This is a genomic window from Variovorax trehalosi, from assembly GCF_051216415.1.
Taxonomy (GTDB): Bacteria; Pseudomonadota; Gammaproteobacteria; order Burkholderiales; family Burkholderiaceae_C; genus Variovorax.
Genome location: NZ_JBPJZG010000012.1, coordinates 89,336 through 104,302, shown reverse-complemented (window position 1 = coordinate 104,302; position 14,967 = coordinate 89,336). Strand labels below are relative to the sequence as shown.

Genomic DNA, 14,967 nt, shown 5'->3' with positions numbered 1-14,967 from the left:
GGAGACAACCCATGACCAACCGACGTCAGTTCGTGAACATGCTCGGCGGCACAGCCGCCATCGGCGCCCTGCATCCCCTCGCCGCGCTCGCCCAACTGGTGCAGCAGCAGGTGAAGATCTACTACGGCTTCCCGGCCGGAAGCGCCGGCGACAGCGTGGCGCGCCGCGTGGCCGACAAGGTGGGCAACACGCCCTTCACGCAGACGAACCCGGTGGTCGAGAACAAGCCCGGCGCGGGCGGGCGCATCGCGCTGGACACGCTCAAGACCTCGCCGGCCGATGGCTCGGTGCTGTGCCTCGCACAGGCCTCGGCGCTGTCGACCTATCCGCACATCTACACCAAGCTGGCCTACACCATTGCGGACTTCGCCCCGATCTCCATCGGCGCCGTGATGACGCACGGCCTGGCCGTCGGCCCCATGGTGCCGGCCAGCGTGAAGACGCTGAAGGACTACATCGCCTGGGCCAAGGCCAACCCCGGCCAGGCCAGCTATGGCTCGCCCGGTGCGGGCTCCACGCCGCACTTCCTGGGCGCGCTGCTGGGCCTGAGCACCGGTGCCGACCTGCGCCACGTGCCCTACCGCGGCTCGCTGCCCGGCATCAACGACGTGGTGGGCGGCCAGATCGCCTCGTGCCTGACGCCCGCCGGCGACTGCCTGCCCTTCGCCAAGGCCGGCAAGCTGCGGGTGCTCGCCACCTCGGGAGCGCAGCGTCCGGCCTACCTGCCCGACGTGCCTACCTTCACTGAACAGGGCTTCCCGGAAATCGTGGCCGACGAATGGTTCGGCTTCTTCGCACCGGCGAAGACGCCCGCGCCTGTCGTCAACGCAGCGAGCACCGCGATCCAGGCTGCGCTCAAGGACAAGGCCGTGGCCGACGGCCTGCTGTCGGTCGGGCTGATCGCCCACGGCTCCACGCCCGAGGAGATGAAGAAGTCGCTGCAGGCGGAGTACGAGCGCTGGGGTCCGCTGGTCAAGAAGATCGGCTTCACCGCCGAATCCTGAAGCGGCCGATGGATTACCAGCCCCGTCCCGAAGACGTCCGCTTTCTCCTGAACGTGGTGCTTGATGCGCCTGCACGGCTGCAGGCGCTCGCGCCTTTCGCGGAGGTCGACGCGGCGCTGCAATCGCAGGTGCTCGAAGAGGCCGCGCGCTTCGTCGGCGAGGTGGTGGCATCCATCAATCGCGAGGGCGATGAAGTCGGCTGCCGGTTCGACAAAGGCGAAGTCATTTCGCCACCGGGATTTCGCGAGGCGTATCAAGCCTTCGTCGACGGCGGCTGGCCCGCCCTCTCCGCCGCAGCCGAAGACGGCGGCCAGGGCCTGCCCTCGGTGCTCGAAGCCGTGCTCTACGAATGGCTCAGCGCGGCGAACCACGGGCTCACGATGGCCCCGGGCCTGCTGCACGGCGCCTACGCGTGCCTCAAGCACCACAGCAGCGACGAACTGAAGGCCCGCTACCTGCGGAAGATCTCGACCGGCGAATGGCTCGCCACCATGTGCCTGACCGAAGCGCACGCGGGCAGCGACCTGGGCCAGGTGCGCACGCGTGCCGTGCCGCAGGCCGACGGCAGCTTCCGCGTGAGCGGCGGCAAGATCTTCATATCGGGCGGCGAGCACGACCTGACGCCGAACATCGTCCATCTCGTGCTGTGCCGGCTGCCCGATGCGCCGGCCGGACCGAAGGGCCTGTCGCTCGTGCTCGTGCCCAAGATGCTGCCCGACGGCGCGCGCAATGCCCTGCACTGCGAGCGCATCGAGGAAAAGATGGGCCTGCATGGCAGCCCGACCTGCTCGATGCGCTTTGACGACGCCACCGGCTGGCTGGTCGGCGATCCCGGCCGCGGTCTCGCCGCGATGTTCGTGATGATGAATTCGGCGCGCCTGCACGTGGCGCTGCAGGGCATCGGCCTGCTCGACGCCGCCTGGCAGAAGGCAGACGCTTACGCGGCCGAGCGCCGCCAGATGCGCGCACCCGGCACCGTGCCCGCGAGCCGCGGCGCGGAAGCGGCCGACCTGATCGCCGAGCACCCCGCCATCCGCCGCATCCTGGAGACGCAGCGCGCCTGGATCGACGGCGCGCGCACGCTGGCGTATCGCAGCGCGCTGATGCTCGACGTGGCCGCGCACGACGCCGACCCCAAGGCCCGCGAGCGCGCGCAGCGCTGGTGCTCGCTGGTCACGCCGGTGCTCAAGGCGGCCTGCACGCACCAGGCCTTTCATGGCGCGAGCGAATGCCTGCAGGTGTTCGGCGGCCACGGCTATGTGCGCGAATGGGGCATCGAACAGGTCGTGCGAGACGCGCGCGTGACGATGATCTACGAGGGCACCAACGAGATCCAGGCCATCGACTTGCTGGTGCGCAAGGTGCTGCCCGACGGCGGCGCCGCCATGTCGGCCGTGCTGCTCGAACTGCGCGACACGCTCGATGCATCGCGCGAGGCCGACGCCGACGTGCAGCGCCGGCTCGCGCAGCTGCGCTACCTGGGCACGACCATCGCAATGTCCGCCCATGCCAATCCCGTGCTGCCGTACGAAGTGGCCGACGACTACCTGCGGGTGGTGATGCTCACGATGATGGCCTGGGCCTGGGCGCGCATCGAGGCGGCGGACGACAGCGCCTCGGCGGGCCACGCCGGCCGGGTGCGTTCGGCGGCCGCCTTTCGCCGCTGGGTGCTGCCCGAGTTCGAGATGCGGCTGGGCATCGTCAAGCGCGCCTGCGAGAGCCTGGCCCTCTCGCACGCAGCGGCGGCGGAAGGTGTCGCGCGGTAGGTTCCTGGCACCGCCACGGGCGGTTACGCTCGGGCCATGCCTGCACCCGCGAAAAAAACCTCCCCCAAGAACGAGCCCCTCGCGGCCGTATCGACCCGCTCGGACCGGCTCGATGCCCGCGTGCTCGAAACCCTGGTCGGCTACAACGCCCGCCGCGCCTGGCTGATCATCAGCGGCGTCTTCTCGGAGCGCATGGCGCCCTACGGGCTCAAGCAGATCGATTTCTCGGTGCTCTCGCTGCTGGCGCACAACCCGGGCGCCACCTCGCGGCAGCTGTGCACCACGCTCGACATCCTGCCGCCCAACCTCGTGAGCTTGGTGGCCACGCTGGACAGCCGGGGGCTCATCGAGCGCCGGCCGCATCCGCACGACGGCCGCGCGGTGGGGCTGCATCTCACCTCCGCCGGGGAAGCGCTGGTGCGGGAGGCCGAGCAGACCGTGGTGCAGCTGGAGTCCGATGCCAGCGCCCAGCTCACGGTGCGCGAGCGCGAGACGCTGATCAAGCTGCTGCAGAAGATCTATCTCTGACCTTTGAGATCTCGGGCGGGCGCTACAGGCCCCGTTCGACCATGTCGATGAGCCGCTGCCCCAGCGCACGCGTGGTCTCCGCGTCGAGCGTGCGCAGCGGCCCGTGGATGATGAGCAGGGCCAGCCCGTGCACCGCCGACCATGCGAGGAATTCCGCATTCGGACGGCGCGCCGGATCGAGCACGCCGGCGTCCACCAGCCGGTCGATCGCCGCGCCCAAGAGCTGGAACGGGCCCATGCCGCTCGCCCCCGCGGCGGTGGGGCCCACCTCGCCCTCGCCTTCTTCGGTGATCACGAACGCCGTGCGGAACAGGCCCGGCTCGGCCTGCGCGAACCGCAGGTAGGCCGTTCCGATGGCGCGCACCTGCGCGCGGGCGAAGTCGGCGGGCGGCTGGTCGAAATGCAGCACGGCCAGTTCCGACTCCATCGCCTTGGCGGCGGCCGAAAGTGCCGCGCCGCGCACCGCCAGCAGCAGCTCCTGCCGGCTGCCGAAATGCCGGTACGCCGCGTTGGGCACCACGCCCACGCGCCGCGTGGCCTCGCGCAGCACCACCGCGTCCGGGCCACCGTCGCGCGCCAGTTCGACACCCGCCTCCAGCAGCGCACGGCGCAGGTCGCCGTGGCGGTAAGTGCTGCGGGCAGGAGGCAGGCTTTCGGGGACGTTTTTCAGCTTCATTGCAAATTCCATGTGGACACTGTCCATTATCCCTGCTATTCTTTGTGGACGGTGTACACAAAGTAGTTCCATCGTATTCGCGCAGAAGCCGCTGCGCATCCTTGAAACCTTTATCAGCCCAAAGGAAATGCCATGAAAGTCCAGTCTTACCTGTCCTTCGAAGGCCGTTGCGACGAAGCGATCGCTTTCTACAAGAAGGCGCTCGGCGCCGAAATCATCCAGCTCATGCGCTACAGCGATGCGCCTGCCGACGCGTTCGAAGGCAACACCGACGCCAGCTGCGCCGGCGCCACGCCCGGCCCCGACAAGGTGATGCACTCGGTGCTTCGCGTCGGCGACACCGAGCTCATGCTCTCCGACGGCCAGTGCTCCGGCAAGGCGGAGTTCAAGGGAATCATGCTGTCGATCACCGCGTCCGCCGATGCCGACGCCCGCAAATGGTTCGATGCGCTGGCCGATGGCGGCCAGGTCATGCAGCCGCTCACGCCGACCTTCTTCACCAGCAACTTCGGCATGCTGGCCGACCGCTTCGGCGTGGCTTGGATGCTGGTGGTGGACGCCGCCAAATAACCCGTTGCCGCCCGCTGCCCGCCCGCCCTGGAGTCCCTTCATGTTCAAGAAAATCGTCTTCGTCATCCTCGCGCTGATCGCGATCGTGCTCGTCTACGCGGCCACCCGGCCCGACACCTTCCGCGTGGAGCGCACCGCGCGCATCGCGGCGCCGGCCGAGAAGATCTTTCCGCTGATCAACGACTTCCACCGCTGGGGCGAGTGGTCGCCCTACGAAAAGCTGGACCCGGCCATGAGGCGCAGCTTCGGCGGCGCACCGAGCGGACGGGGCGCCACCTACGCCTGGGAAGGCAACGACAAGGCAGGCGCGGGCAAGATGGAAATTGCCGAGTCGACGCCTTCCTCGAAGGTCGCGATCAAGCTGGATTTCATCAAGCCCTTCGAAGGCCACAACATCGCCGAGTTCACGCTCGCGCCGCAGGGCGATGCCACGCAGGTCACCTGGTCCATGTCCGGCCCGAGCCCCTACATCGCCAAGCTCATGGGCCTCTTCTTCAACATGGACCAGATGATCGGCAAGGACTTCGAAGCAGGCCTTGCCAACCTCAAGACGGCCACCGAAAAGTAACCCATCCAAAGGAAACCATCATGTCTCCCATCCACGCCTACCTCACCTTCGACGGCAACGCACAGGAAGCCATGCGCTTCTACGAAAAGACGCTCGGCGGCACCATCCAGATGATGATGACCATCGGCGAAGCGCCCGATACCGAGCAGATGCCCGCCGACGTCAAGAAGCGGATCATGCATGCGTCCCTCGCCTACGGCGAAGGCATGCTCATGGCCTCCGACACCATGCCCGGCCAGACCTACGAAGGCATGAAGGGCTTCGGCGTTGCGCTCACCCTCGAGACCGTCGCAGAAGCGCGCCGCGTGTTCGATGCCTTTGCCGAAGGCGGCACCGTCTCCATGCCCTTCGAGAAGACCTTCTGGGTCGAAGGCTTCGGCATGGTGACCGACCGCTTCGGAACGCCCTGGCTCATCAACGGCGGAAAGCCGCTGGTCTAAGAAAACAGAACGCCGCCTCCGCGGCTCTTCAGGAATCCACTCCATGACCGACACACTCGACAACCGGAAGCGCTGGCTCGCATTGATGGTGCTCTGCCTCGGCGTCCTGATGATCGTGCTCGACACCACGATCGTGAACGTGGCATTGCCCTCGATCCGCACCGACCTCGGCTTCACCGAGACCTCGCTCGTGTGGGTGGTGAATGCCTACATGCTGACCTTCGGCGGCTTCCTGCTGCTCGGGGGGCGGCTGGGCGACCTGTACGGCCACCGCAAGCTCTTTCTGATCGGCCTGGTGCTCTTCACCGTCGCCTCGCTGGCCTGCGGCCTTGCCAACTCGCAAGTGCTGCTGATTGCCGCGCGTGCGGTGCAGGGGCTGGGCGGCGCGGTGGTGTCGGCCGTCTCGCTCTCGCTGATCATGAATCTTTTCACCGAACCGGCCGACCGCGCGAAGGCGATGGGCGTCTACGGCTTCGTCTGCGCAGGCGGCGGGAGCATCGGCGTGCTGCTTGGCGGGTTGCTCACGAGTTCGCTGAGCTGGCACTGGATCTTCCTGGTCAACCTGCCGATCGGCGTGGCGGTGTACGCGCTCTGCGTGGCGCTGCTGCCCAATGCACGCGGCCAGGCGCATGGCGAAAAGCTCGACGTGGCCGGTGCGGTCACTGTCACGCTGTCGCTCATGCTCGCGGTGTACGGCGTGGTCAACGGCAACGAGGCCGGCTGGGGCTCCACGCAGACGCTGGGGCTGCTCGGCGCGGCGGTGGTGCTGCTGGCCATCTTCATCACCATCGAGGCGCGCGTGCAGCATCCGCTGATGCCGCTCGGCCTCTTTCGCCTGCGCAGCGTGTCGGTCGCCAATGTGGTCGGCGTGCTGTGGGCCGCGGCGATGTTCGCGTGGTTCTTCATCTCGGCGCTCTACATGCAGCTGGTGCTGAACTACACGCCTATGCAGATCGGCCTCGCGTTCCTGCCGGCCAACATCATCATGGCGGTGTTCTCGCTCGGCCTCTCGGCCAGGCTGGTGATGCGCTTCGGCATCCGCAAGCCGCTCGCCGCCGGCTTGTGGCTCGCGGCCATCGGCCTGGCGCTGTTCGCGCGCGCACCGGTCAACGGCAGCTTCGTCACCGACGTGCTGCCCGGAATGATGCTGCTCGGCCTCGGCGCTGGCATGGCGTTCAACCCGTTGCTGCTGGCGGCCATGAGCGAGGTCGATCCGGCCGATTCGGGCCTGGCCTCGGGCGTGGTCAACACCGCCTTCATGATGGGCGGCGCCTTGGGCCTCGCCGTGCTGGCCAGCGCCGCCGCGGCGCGCACCGGTTCGATGGAAGCGGCCGGTGCGCAGATGCCGCTGGCGCTCACCGGTGGCTACAACCTTGCATTTCTCGTTGGCGCCGTGTTCGCGGCACTGGCGGGTTTGATCGGGGCCTTGCTGCTTCGCACCGCACCGCCGGCGCAAACGCAGAACAACAAAGAGGCAGCAGCACCCCGCGGAGCGGCGAGCGAATCGACGTCGTGATGAGAACGACGCCATGCAGCCGCCGCTGTTTTTCCTTCAACGGTTCTATCTTTCATTCAGGAGATCACCCATGGCTCGCTATGTAGACGGTTTCATCGTTGCCATTCCCACCGCGAAGGTCGAGGCGTATCGCAAACTCGCACGCAAGGCCGGCAAGGTCTGGATGGAGTACGGCGCGCTCGAATATGTGGAGTGCATCGCCGACGACGTGAAGCCCGGCAAGCTCACCTCGTTTCCGCAGAGCGTGAAGCTCAAGGCCGACGAGACCGTGGCCTTCTCGTGGATCGTCTACAAGTCGCGCAAGCACCGCGACACGATCAACGCGAAGGTGATGGCCGACCCGCGCATTGCCTCGATGGACCCGAAGACGATGCCGTTCGACGGCAAGCGGATGATCTTCGGCGGCTTCAAGAGCATCGTCGAACTTTGATCCGGCGCGCCGGGCTCAGGCGAAGAATCCGTCGTAGACGAGCTTGAGTCCGGTCAGCAGCATGCCCAGGTACACGAAGCGATAGAACCACGTCGCGTCGATGCGCCTGGCGATGCGGATGCCGACCCATACGCCGAGTGGCGCGAGCGGCATCAGCGCCACCGAGGTGGCCAGCGTGCGGAAGTCGATGAGGCCGAGCCACGCGTAGGGAATCCACTTGCTGAGATTCACCACGAAGAAGAAATACGCCATCGTCGCCGTGAACACCACTGGCTTGAGCCGGAGCGGAATCACGTAGGCATTGATCGGCGGTCCGCCCGCATGCGCGATGAAGCTCGTGAAGCCCGACACCACGGTGAGCGCCGCGCCCACGCCGCGCGAGGGCAGCGGATCGTCGGGCTTGGGCGGAAACACGAGCCGCTGCGCGAGGAACAACAGCGTGAACACGCCGACGATGCCCGCCACCGTGTGCGCCGACAGCACGCGGAACAGCAGCGTGCCGACCACGGTGCCGATCAACCCGAACGGAATCAGGAACTTGAGCAGCGACCGGTCGAAGTCGCGCCGGAACGCGGCGAGCCCCAGCACGTCCATCAGCAGCAACAGCGGCATGAGGATGGCGGCCGCCTGCGGCACGGTGACCGCGAGCGCCATCAAGGGCACCGCGAGCGAACCGAAGCCGGCGCCGAAGCCGCTCTTGCTGATGCCGAGCAACAGCACGGCGGGAATGGCGACCGCATAGAAATGCGGGTCGGTGATGAGGGGGAAGGCCATGGGGTGTGACGGAGCGCAGAAAAAAGCCCGCCGTCAGGGGCAGGCTTTGCGAGCGTAGCAGGCCCGGGCCTGATGCTTCAGGCGGGCTGCTTCAGCGGATTGAGCACGAAGTCGAAGTCCAGGCGCCAGCGGCCGTCGGCCTGCTGCTTCCATGGCGCAACCAGCGACTGGCGCACCGCGAACACCGCGTCGGAGTCGAGCCACTTGTCGCCTTCGCGGAACACGTGGGTGATGAGGTTTTCGTAGCCCGGCGCCTCGATCTTGAAATGCAGGTGGGCGGGTCGCCAGGGATGGCGTTTGGTCGCACGCAGCAGGTCGCCCACCGGGCCATCGACCGGAATCGGATAGGCCTCGGCCAGCACGCTCCTGAAATGCAGTGCGCCATCGGGCCCGGTGCGCAGGCGGCCGCGGTTCTCGGCGTGGTCGAGCTCTGCGTGCTGCACGTCGTAATGGCCGCCTTCGTCGGCCTGCCACACATCGACGACCGCACCGGCCACCGGCTCGCCGTCGAGCCCCCGCACCGTGGCGTACACATCGCAGGGCACGCCCGCGGCGCCGTTGGCCACGTCGTCGCCGTGTTCGTATTCGGGCGCACCTTCGACGTAGAAGGGCCCGAACACGGTGGCCTCGGTGCAGCCGGCGGGCTTGCTGTTGTTCATCGCGATGGTGAGCATCGAGAGGCCCAGCACGTCCGACAGCAGGATGAACTCCTGGCGCTTGTCGTCGCACATCTGGCCGGTGGCCGTGAGGTACTGGACGCCCTGGAACCATTCGGCTTCGGTGAGCTTCACCTCGCGCGCGAAGGCGTGCAGGTGCTGCACGAGGCTGGTCAGGATCTCGTGCAGTCGCGGGTCGGGCGTGTCGGCCAGGCGCGCGAGCACAGCCTGCGTGATGTTGTCTTGGTTGAGGTTGCGCATCGTGGCTGTCTCCTGTCTTGCCGTCGCTGTCTCTGTCTCTGTCGTATCTGCTTCTGGGGTGCCGCTGACTTTAGGCGGCCCATCGCGCCCCCGGAAGCGCCACGGCGCAAATGATTTTTCCGCCCAGCGGAACGGTCGAGGCATCGGCAACCGCGCATCGCCATTCGATGCAGCGGGCGTTCCGGAAAGAAAGTGCTCCGCGTTACGTAACGAACCGCGAAAGCAGCCAGCCGCATGGGCCGGCCCTTGCCGCTCGAAGTGCGGGAAAACCTTTTCAAATCAATCACATAGCCCGATTGCAACCAGCGCGGTGAAGGCCTGGTGCAGAGGCGGCACGCATGTTGCGCTTCGTGGCTACTTATTACACGAGGAGGTCGCCATGACCACAACCACCCAAGCCTCCGTCGGCTCGATTCCGACAGTTGCCGACATCGCGGCGCCTGTGGTCCTGGCCCAGGCCAGCGTCACGCCGATCGCCCCCATGGGTGCGGCCCCGACGACAGCGGCGTCCATCGCACCCGCGAGCCTCGGCTCGTTGTCCAACGCCACGCCCGGCACGGTGGTCGTGCGCGACGGCGTGCGGATTCCGGTGGACGGCAGCCAGAGCCTGATGGCCGGCGACCGCGTGATCGTTCCCGACGGCGGCCATGCCAACGTGCTGTTCCCGGGCTCGACGACCAACAAGGCGCCGCTCGCAGGCGTCTTCGAGGGTGGCACCGACGCCACCATCGGATCGACCAAGCTGCCCGGCGGCCTGGAGCAGGTGAATGTCGACGTGGCCGCGGGCAACCTGGAGGTCACGCCGGCCGACAGCGATGCGGACGCCGCCGCCGTGGCCGTGACCAAGAAGGCCGCGGGCGGCAGCGGCATCGGGCTGGGCGAATTTGCCCTCGGCGCGCTGGGTGCAGTTGCTCTCGGCGCCGCATTGAGCGGCGGTGGCGACGGCGGCGGTGGTGTTTCCTTCCTCGCTCCGGGCGTCGGCGAAGGCGATGCGGACGCCGATGCGGATGCAGATGCCGACGCGGATGCGGACGGAGATGCAGACGCTGACGCTGACGCAGATGCCGATGCCGATGCCGATGCGGACGCAGATGCAGATGCAGATGCAGATGCAGATGCCGACGCCGACGCGGATGCCGATGCCGATGCCGATGCCGATGGAGACCACCTGCTCGATCCAGGCGATGGCGCCGTCGGCCATCTGGTCGGCGCGCTGGACGACCTCCTCGGTCTGGGCGGCGGAAGCGCTGCGGGCCGGGCTGCGTCCAGTTCGTCCGGCACGCTGGGATCGCTGATGCCCACCGTCGATGGCCTGACGGACCTGGTGGACAACGTGCTCTCGCCGATCGCGGGCAACGAGTTCACGGCCAACGATCCGAACGAATTCGATCCGGTGGACGAGACGGTCGAGAACGTGCTCGTGGACATCGGCGGCGTGCTGGCCCCCGTGGTCGACGGCCTGCTGGGCAACGGCCTGACGGATGCGCTCATCGACTCGCTGATCGGCCAGGTCGACTATCTGACCGATGCGCTCGGCAATATCCTGGAAAACGTGCTGGGCAGCGAAGGCCTGCTCGGCGGCGTGACCACCGGCCTCGGCATCGACGGCCTGGTGGACGGTTTGATCGGCGACGACGGCGTGGTCGGCCAGGTGCTCGAAGGCCTGCTGGGCGATGACGGCTTGCTTGGCGGCCTGCTGGGCGATGACGGTTTGTTGGGCGGGTTGCTCGGCGACGACGGTCTCCTCGGCGGGGTACTGGGTGACGACGGCCTGTTGGGCGGCTTGCTCGGCGGTGAAGGTGGCCTTCTCGGCGGAGTCCTCGGTGATGACGGCTGGCTGGGCGGCTTGCTCGGCGGTGAAGGTGGCCTCCTCGGCGGCGTACTGGGTGACGACGGCCTGTTGGGCGGCCTGCTCGGCGGTGAAGGCGGACTCCTCGGCGGGGTGCTGGGTGACGACGGCCTGCTGGGCGGCCTGCTCGGCGGTGAAGGCGGGCTCCTCGGCGGCGTGCTGGGTGACGACGGCCTGCTGGGCGGCCTGCTCGGCGGTGAAGGCGGGCTCCTCGGCGGGGTGCTGGGTGACGACGGCCTGCTGGGCGGCCTGCTCGGCGGTGAAGGCGGCCTCCTCGGTGGTTTGCTCGGCGACGACGGCCTGGTGGGTGGCCTGCTTGGCGACGACGGACTCGTCGGCGGATTGCTCGGTGGAGACGGCGCGCTTGCCGGCCTCTTGGGCAGCGAAGGTCTCTCCGGCGGTCTGCTCGGCGAAGGCGGACTCGTGGACGGTCTGCTCGGACCCGACGGCGTGGTTGGCGGCGTGCTCGGTGGCGAGGGCGGTCTCCTTGGCGGTGTCCTGGGTGATGACGGCCTGCTGGGCGGCTTGCTCGGCGGCTTGCTCGGCGGCGACGGTGGCCTCCTTGGCGGCCTCCTCGGTGACGACGGCCTCTTGGGCGGTGTCCTTGGCGGCGACGGCGGTCTCCTTGGTGGCCTGCTGGGCGACGATGGCCTCCTGGGTGGATTGCTCGGAGGTGATGGCGGCCTGCTCGGCGGTGTGCTGGGCGACGACGGCCTCCTGGGCGGTGTGCTCGGCGGCGATGGAGGTCTCCTTGGCGGCGTACTCGGCGAAGACGGCATCGTCGGCGGCCTGCTGGGCGGCGAAGGTGGTCTCCTCGGCGGCGTACTCGGCGAAGACGGCATCGTCGGCGGCCTGTTGGGCGGCGAAGGTGGTCTCCTCGGCGGCGTGCTCGGCGAAGACGGCATCGTCGGCGGCCTGCTGGGCGGCGACGGCGGTCTCCTCGGCGGCGTACTCGGCGAAGACGGCATCGTCGGCGGCCTGCTGGGCGGCGACGGTGGTCTCCTCGGCGGCGTACTCGGCGAAGACGGCATCGTCGGCGGCCTGCTGGGCGGCGACGGCGGTCTCCTTGGCGGCGTGCTCGGTGAAGACGGCATCGTCGGCGGCTTGCTGGGCGGCGACGGCGGTCTGCTCGGCAGCGTCCTCGGCCAGGACGGCCTCGTCGGCAACCTGCTCGGCGGCCTGCTGGGCGGCAACGGCCCGGCGGCCAACATCCTGGAGCCTGTCTCGTCGCTCACCGATGCCATAGAGCCGGTCGCGGCCAGCGTGACGCACGCGGTGTCCGGTGCCACGGCGCCCGTGACCGACATCCTGGCCGGCGCGGGCTCGACCCTCGCGCCTGTGACCACCGTGGTGGAAGGTGTCGGGCAAGCGGTCACCCCGCTGGTGACCGAGGTGGTGACCCCGATCACCAGCCTGGTCGAACACGCGGTCTCGCCGGTGACGAACATCCTGCACGGCCTGTTGGGCTGATCCCGCTGCGCGGACGGCACGAAGAAACAAGGAGGGACCGGCGACGGTCCCTCTTTTTTTCGCGTGCGCTCCGGCCATCGCGTCGCATCGGACGGCCTCCTAGAATCATCGGCTCGGTGGCTCGGCAAGAAAAGTTGGATCAGCCACTACAAGCCAAGCCCCCGGAGACACACACCCGCCATGGACCGCTGGACCGAAATCGCACTGCTCGTGCAGATCGCCGATGCCGGCAGCCTGAGCCGCGCGGCCGAGGCGCTGGGCCTCTCGAACGCCGCCGCGAGCCGCCACCTGAGCGCGCTCGAGGCCCGGCTCGGCGCGCGGCTGGTGGAGCGCAACACGCGGCGTCTGTACCTCACCGACACCGGCCGCGAGTTCTGTGCACGCGCCAAGACCATCCTGGCCGACCTCGCCGATGCCGAGTCGACGGTGAACGCCACTGCGCTCAACCCGACCGGCGTGCTGCGCATCACCGCCTCGCTCTCGTTCTCGATCCACCACATCGCGCCGCTCCTGCGCGAATACACCCAGCGCTACCCGGGCGTGACGGTGCACGTGGAAGCGGCCAACCGCTACTTCGACCTGATCGACAACAACATCGACGTGGCGATCCGCACCCGCGAGTTCGAGCCCGATTCGAACGTGACGATCCGACGGCTGGGCGAGACGCGGCGCATCCTCGCGGCGTCGCCGCGCTACTTCGCGCAGCATGGTTTTCCGAAGACGCTGGACGACCTGAAGCAGCACAAGCTCCTGATTTACACCCACGCCAACAACCCGAACGAGCTGCGCTTCACACGCAAGGGCGAGACTCACACGGTGTCGGTCACCGGCCTGCTCGAATCGAACGACGGCCAGGTGCTGCGCGCCGCCGCGCTCGACGGCATGGGCATCCTGGTGCAACCGACCTACATCGTCTATGAGGACATCGTGGCGGGCCGCCTCGTGCCCACGCTGGACGACTGGGACCTGCCGCACCTGACGATCAACCTGGCCTACCCGAGCCGCAAGCACTTGTCGGCAAAGGTGCGCAGCTTCATCGATTTCATGGCGGCTCACTTCCAGAAAATGGACTATGAGCGCAAGTGGACCAGCCACTTCGGCGCCCATTGACCGAGCCTTTCACCAAAAGATGTGCGTAAACGCACATCCCGCTTTCCGGCAGCTCCGCACACTGGAACCGCAACCGCCGCACTCCGTGGCGGACCCTTCCTTTTTCAAGCTCCAAGGATCTGCCGTGACCACAACCGCCAACACCTCGCGTGCGCCGCTCGCATCGTCGTCGCTCGCATCCCCCTCACCCGCCGCGCTGGACGATGCCGGCAAGCTGCTGCTGCGCGTGACCATCGGCGTGCTCGTGCTGCTGCACGGCATCTTCAAGCTCTCGGCCGGCGTCGGCTTCATCGGCGGCATGCTGGCCAAGGCCGGGCTGCCGGGCGGGTTGGCCTACCTCGTGTACGTGGGTGAAATCGTGGCGCCACTGCTGCTGCTCGCCGGCTTCTGGACCCGCGCCGCCGCCGGGGTGATCGTCATCAACATGATCGTGGCCCTCGGCCTCGTGCACATGGCCGACCTGTTCGCGCTGACCAAGCAGGGCGGCTGGGCGCTGGAACTGCAGGGCCTGTACCTGTTCGGCGCGCTGACCGTGGTGCTGCTGGGCGCCGGCCGCTTCAGCGTCGGCGGGACGAACGGACGCTGGAACTGATCTGCCGGTTCAGCCGGCGTCGCCGCGCACCTGCGAGACCATGAGCTCGAGGCGAGCGGCGTCGGCCACCAACAAGGCCTTGCCGTCCTTGCGCAGCACGCCGCTGCGCACCAGCACATTGAGTTCGCGCGTGACTTGCTCGCGGTTGGTGCTGATCTGGCTGGCCAGCGCCGCGTGCTTGGGGGCCGGCTCCAGCCGGGCCTCGTTGCCCTCGACGCCGGCGGCACGCGCAAGCCGCAGCAGCTCGGCATGCAGCCGGTTCTGCACGCCAAGCGTGCTCAGGTCGATCACGCGTTCGGAGAGCTGGCGCACCAGCGAGGCCAGCCGCTGCATCACCCGCTCGGCCACCAACGGCTCGTCGCGCAAGAGGGCCATGAAGGCGGGGCGCTCGAGGCTGGCGACCACGCTGGGCTCCAGCGTCACCACGTCGGCGGAGCGCGGGCCGCCGTCGATGGCGGCGATGTCGCCGAAGTACTGGCCGGCTTCAGCATCGCGGAAGGTGACCTGCCGGCCGTTGGCCGAATAGGTCGTCACCCGCACCCGGCCCGAGACCAGCAGGAACACCTCGCCCTGCTGCTCGGCGCGCAGGAGCAGCGGCTTGCCCGCCTCCACGCTGTGCCACAGGCACTGCTGGGCGAGCAGGTCCAGGCGCTGGTCGGAGAGGCCTTCGAGCAGCGCGATCTGGCGCAGCGCGAGGCTGGAGCGGGGGGTGGGTTCGGGTGTGGCCATGCCGGTCGGTGGGGGCGCGCGCATTATG

Annotated in this window: 15 protein-coding genes; 11 read left to right on the top strand and 4 right to left on the bottom strand. The window is 68.2% G+C overall.

What is annotated here, in order from left to right; all coding sequences use genetic code 11:
• Positions 1 to 11: 11 nt before the first annotated feature.
• Genes ACSFA7_RS31830 through ACSFA7_RS31820 form a run of 3 tightly spaced genes read left to right on the top strand, consistent with a single transcriptional unit; the run spans position 12 to position 3,298 of the window.
• Positions 12 to 1,004: a Bug family tripartite tricarboxylate transporter substrate binding protein gene (locus tag ACSFA7_RS31830; RefSeq protein ID WP_435503053.1), complete on the top strand. Its 993-nt coding sequence runs from the start codon at positions 12 to 14 to the stop codon at positions 1,002 to 1,004.
• An 8-nt stretch (positions 1,005 to 1,012) separates the two neighbouring features.
• The gene (locus ACSFA7_RS31825; protein ID WP_435503052.1) at positions 1,013 to 2,770 is read left to right on the top strand and encodes an acyl-CoA dehydrogenase family protein; all 1,758 of its coding nucleotides are present in this window, start codon (positions 1,013 to 1,015) and stop codon (positions 2,768 to 2,770) included.
• A gap of 36 nt (positions 2,771 to 2,806) precedes the next feature.
• Positions 2,807 to 3,298 carry a MarR family winged helix-turn-helix transcriptional regulator gene (locus ACSFA7_RS31820; protein ID WP_435503051.1) on the top strand — a complete coding sequence of 164 codons (492 nt, stop codon included), beginning with the start codon at positions 2,807 to 2,809 and terminating at the stop codon, positions 3,296 to 3,298.
• 22 nt (positions 3,299 to 3,320) lie between these two features.
• On the opposite strand, the gene ACSFA7_RS31815 is transcribed toward ACSFA7_RS31820, so the two are convergent.
• Positions 3,321 to 3,974 carry a TetR/AcrR family transcriptional regulator gene (locus tag ACSFA7_RS31815; protein ID WP_435503050.1) on the bottom strand — a complete coding sequence of 218 codons (654 nt, stop codon included), beginning with the start codon at positions 3,972 to 3,974 and terminating at the stop codon, positions 3,321 to 3,323.
• 132 nt (positions 3,975 to 4,106) lie between these two features.
• On the opposite strand from ACSFA7_RS31815, the gene ACSFA7_RS31810 reads away from it, so the two are divergent.
• The 5 genes from ACSFA7_RS31810 (at position 4,107) to ACSFA7_RS31790 (ending at position 7,498) form a co-directional block, all read left to right on the top strand.
• On the top strand, positions 4,107 to 4,544 hold the full coding sequence (locus ACSFA7_RS31810; protein WP_435503049.1) for a VOC family protein: 438 nt from the start codon (positions 4,107 to 4,109) through the stop codon (positions 4,542 to 4,544).
• Between the two features lie 40 nt (positions 4,545 to 4,584).
• Complete coding sequence (locus ACSFA7_RS31805; protein ID WP_435503048.1) at positions 4,585 to 5,112, top strand: SRPBCC family protein; 528 nt, start codon at positions 4,585 to 4,587, stop codon at positions 5,110 to 5,112.
• A 20-nt stretch (positions 5,113 to 5,132) separates the two neighbouring features.
• Positions 5,133 to 5,552, top strand: coding sequence for a VOC family protein (locus ACSFA7_RS31800; RefSeq protein ID WP_435503047.1), 420 nt, complete (start codon positions 5,133 to 5,135; stop codon positions 5,550 to 5,552).
• 43 nt (positions 5,553 to 5,595) lie between these two features.
• Positions 5,596 to 7,068, top strand: coding sequence for a DHA2 family efflux MFS transporter permease subunit (locus ACSFA7_RS31795; RefSeq protein WP_435503046.1), 1,473 nt, complete (start codon positions 5,596 to 5,598; stop codon positions 7,066 to 7,068).
• A gap of 70 nt (positions 7,069 to 7,138) precedes the next feature.
• Positions 7,139 to 7,498 (top strand): DUF1428 domain-containing protein, encoded by a 360-nt coding sequence (locus ACSFA7_RS31790; protein WP_435503045.1) that lies wholly within the window; start codon positions 7,139 to 7,141, stop codon positions 7,496 to 7,498.
• A gap of 15 nt (positions 7,499 to 7,513) precedes the next feature.
• Here the strand turns inward: ACSFA7_RS31790 and ACSFA7_RS31785 are convergent, their stop codons facing one another.
• Positions 7,514 to 8,272, bottom strand: a complete 759-nt coding sequence (locus tag ACSFA7_RS31785) for a sulfite exporter TauE/SafE family protein (RefSeq protein WP_435503044.1) — start codon at positions 8,270 to 8,272, stop codon at positions 7,514 to 7,516.
• 77 nt (positions 8,273 to 8,349) lie between these two features.
• Positions 8,350 to 9,189 carry an intradiol ring-cleavage dioxygenase gene (locus ACSFA7_RS31780; protein ID WP_435503043.1) on the bottom strand — a complete coding sequence of 280 codons (840 nt, stop codon included), beginning with the start codon at positions 9,187 to 9,189 and terminating at the stop codon, positions 8,350 to 8,352.
• Between the two features lie 379 nt (positions 9,190 to 9,568).
• Between ACSFA7_RS31780 and ACSFA7_RS31775 the strand changes: the two genes are divergently transcribed.
• The 3 genes from ACSFA7_RS31775 to ACSFA7_RS31765 all read left to right on the top strand — a co-directional run bounded on the left by ACSFA7_RS31775 (position 9,569) and on the right by ACSFA7_RS31765 (position 14,210).
• The gene (locus ACSFA7_RS31775; RefSeq protein WP_435503042.1) at positions 9,569 to 12,508 is read left to right on the top strand and encodes a hypothetical protein; all 2,940 of its coding nucleotides are present in this window, start codon (positions 9,569 to 9,571) and stop codon (positions 12,506 to 12,508) included.
• Between the two features lie 180 nt (positions 12,509 to 12,688).
• The gene (locus ACSFA7_RS31770; protein ID WP_435503041.1) at positions 12,689 to 13,618 is read left to right on the top strand and encodes a LysR family transcriptional regulator; all 930 of its coding nucleotides are present in this window, start codon (positions 12,689 to 12,691) and stop codon (positions 13,616 to 13,618) included.
• Between the two features lie 124 nt (positions 13,619 to 13,742).
• Complete coding sequence (locus tag ACSFA7_RS31765) at positions 13,743 to 14,210, top strand: DoxX family protein (protein ID WP_435503040.1); 468 nt, start codon at positions 13,743 to 13,745, stop codon at positions 14,208 to 14,210.
• A 9-nt stretch (positions 14,211 to 14,219) separates the two neighbouring features.
• Here ACSFA7_RS31765 and ACSFA7_RS31760 read toward each other — a convergent pair whose 3' ends face one another.
• The gene (locus tag ACSFA7_RS31760; RefSeq protein WP_435503039.1) at positions 14,220 to 14,963 is read right to left on the bottom strand and encodes a Crp/Fnr family transcriptional regulator; all 744 of its coding nucleotides are present in this window, start codon (positions 14,961 to 14,963) and stop codon (positions 14,220 to 14,222) included.
• Positions 14,964 to 14,967: the final 4 nt, after the last annotated feature.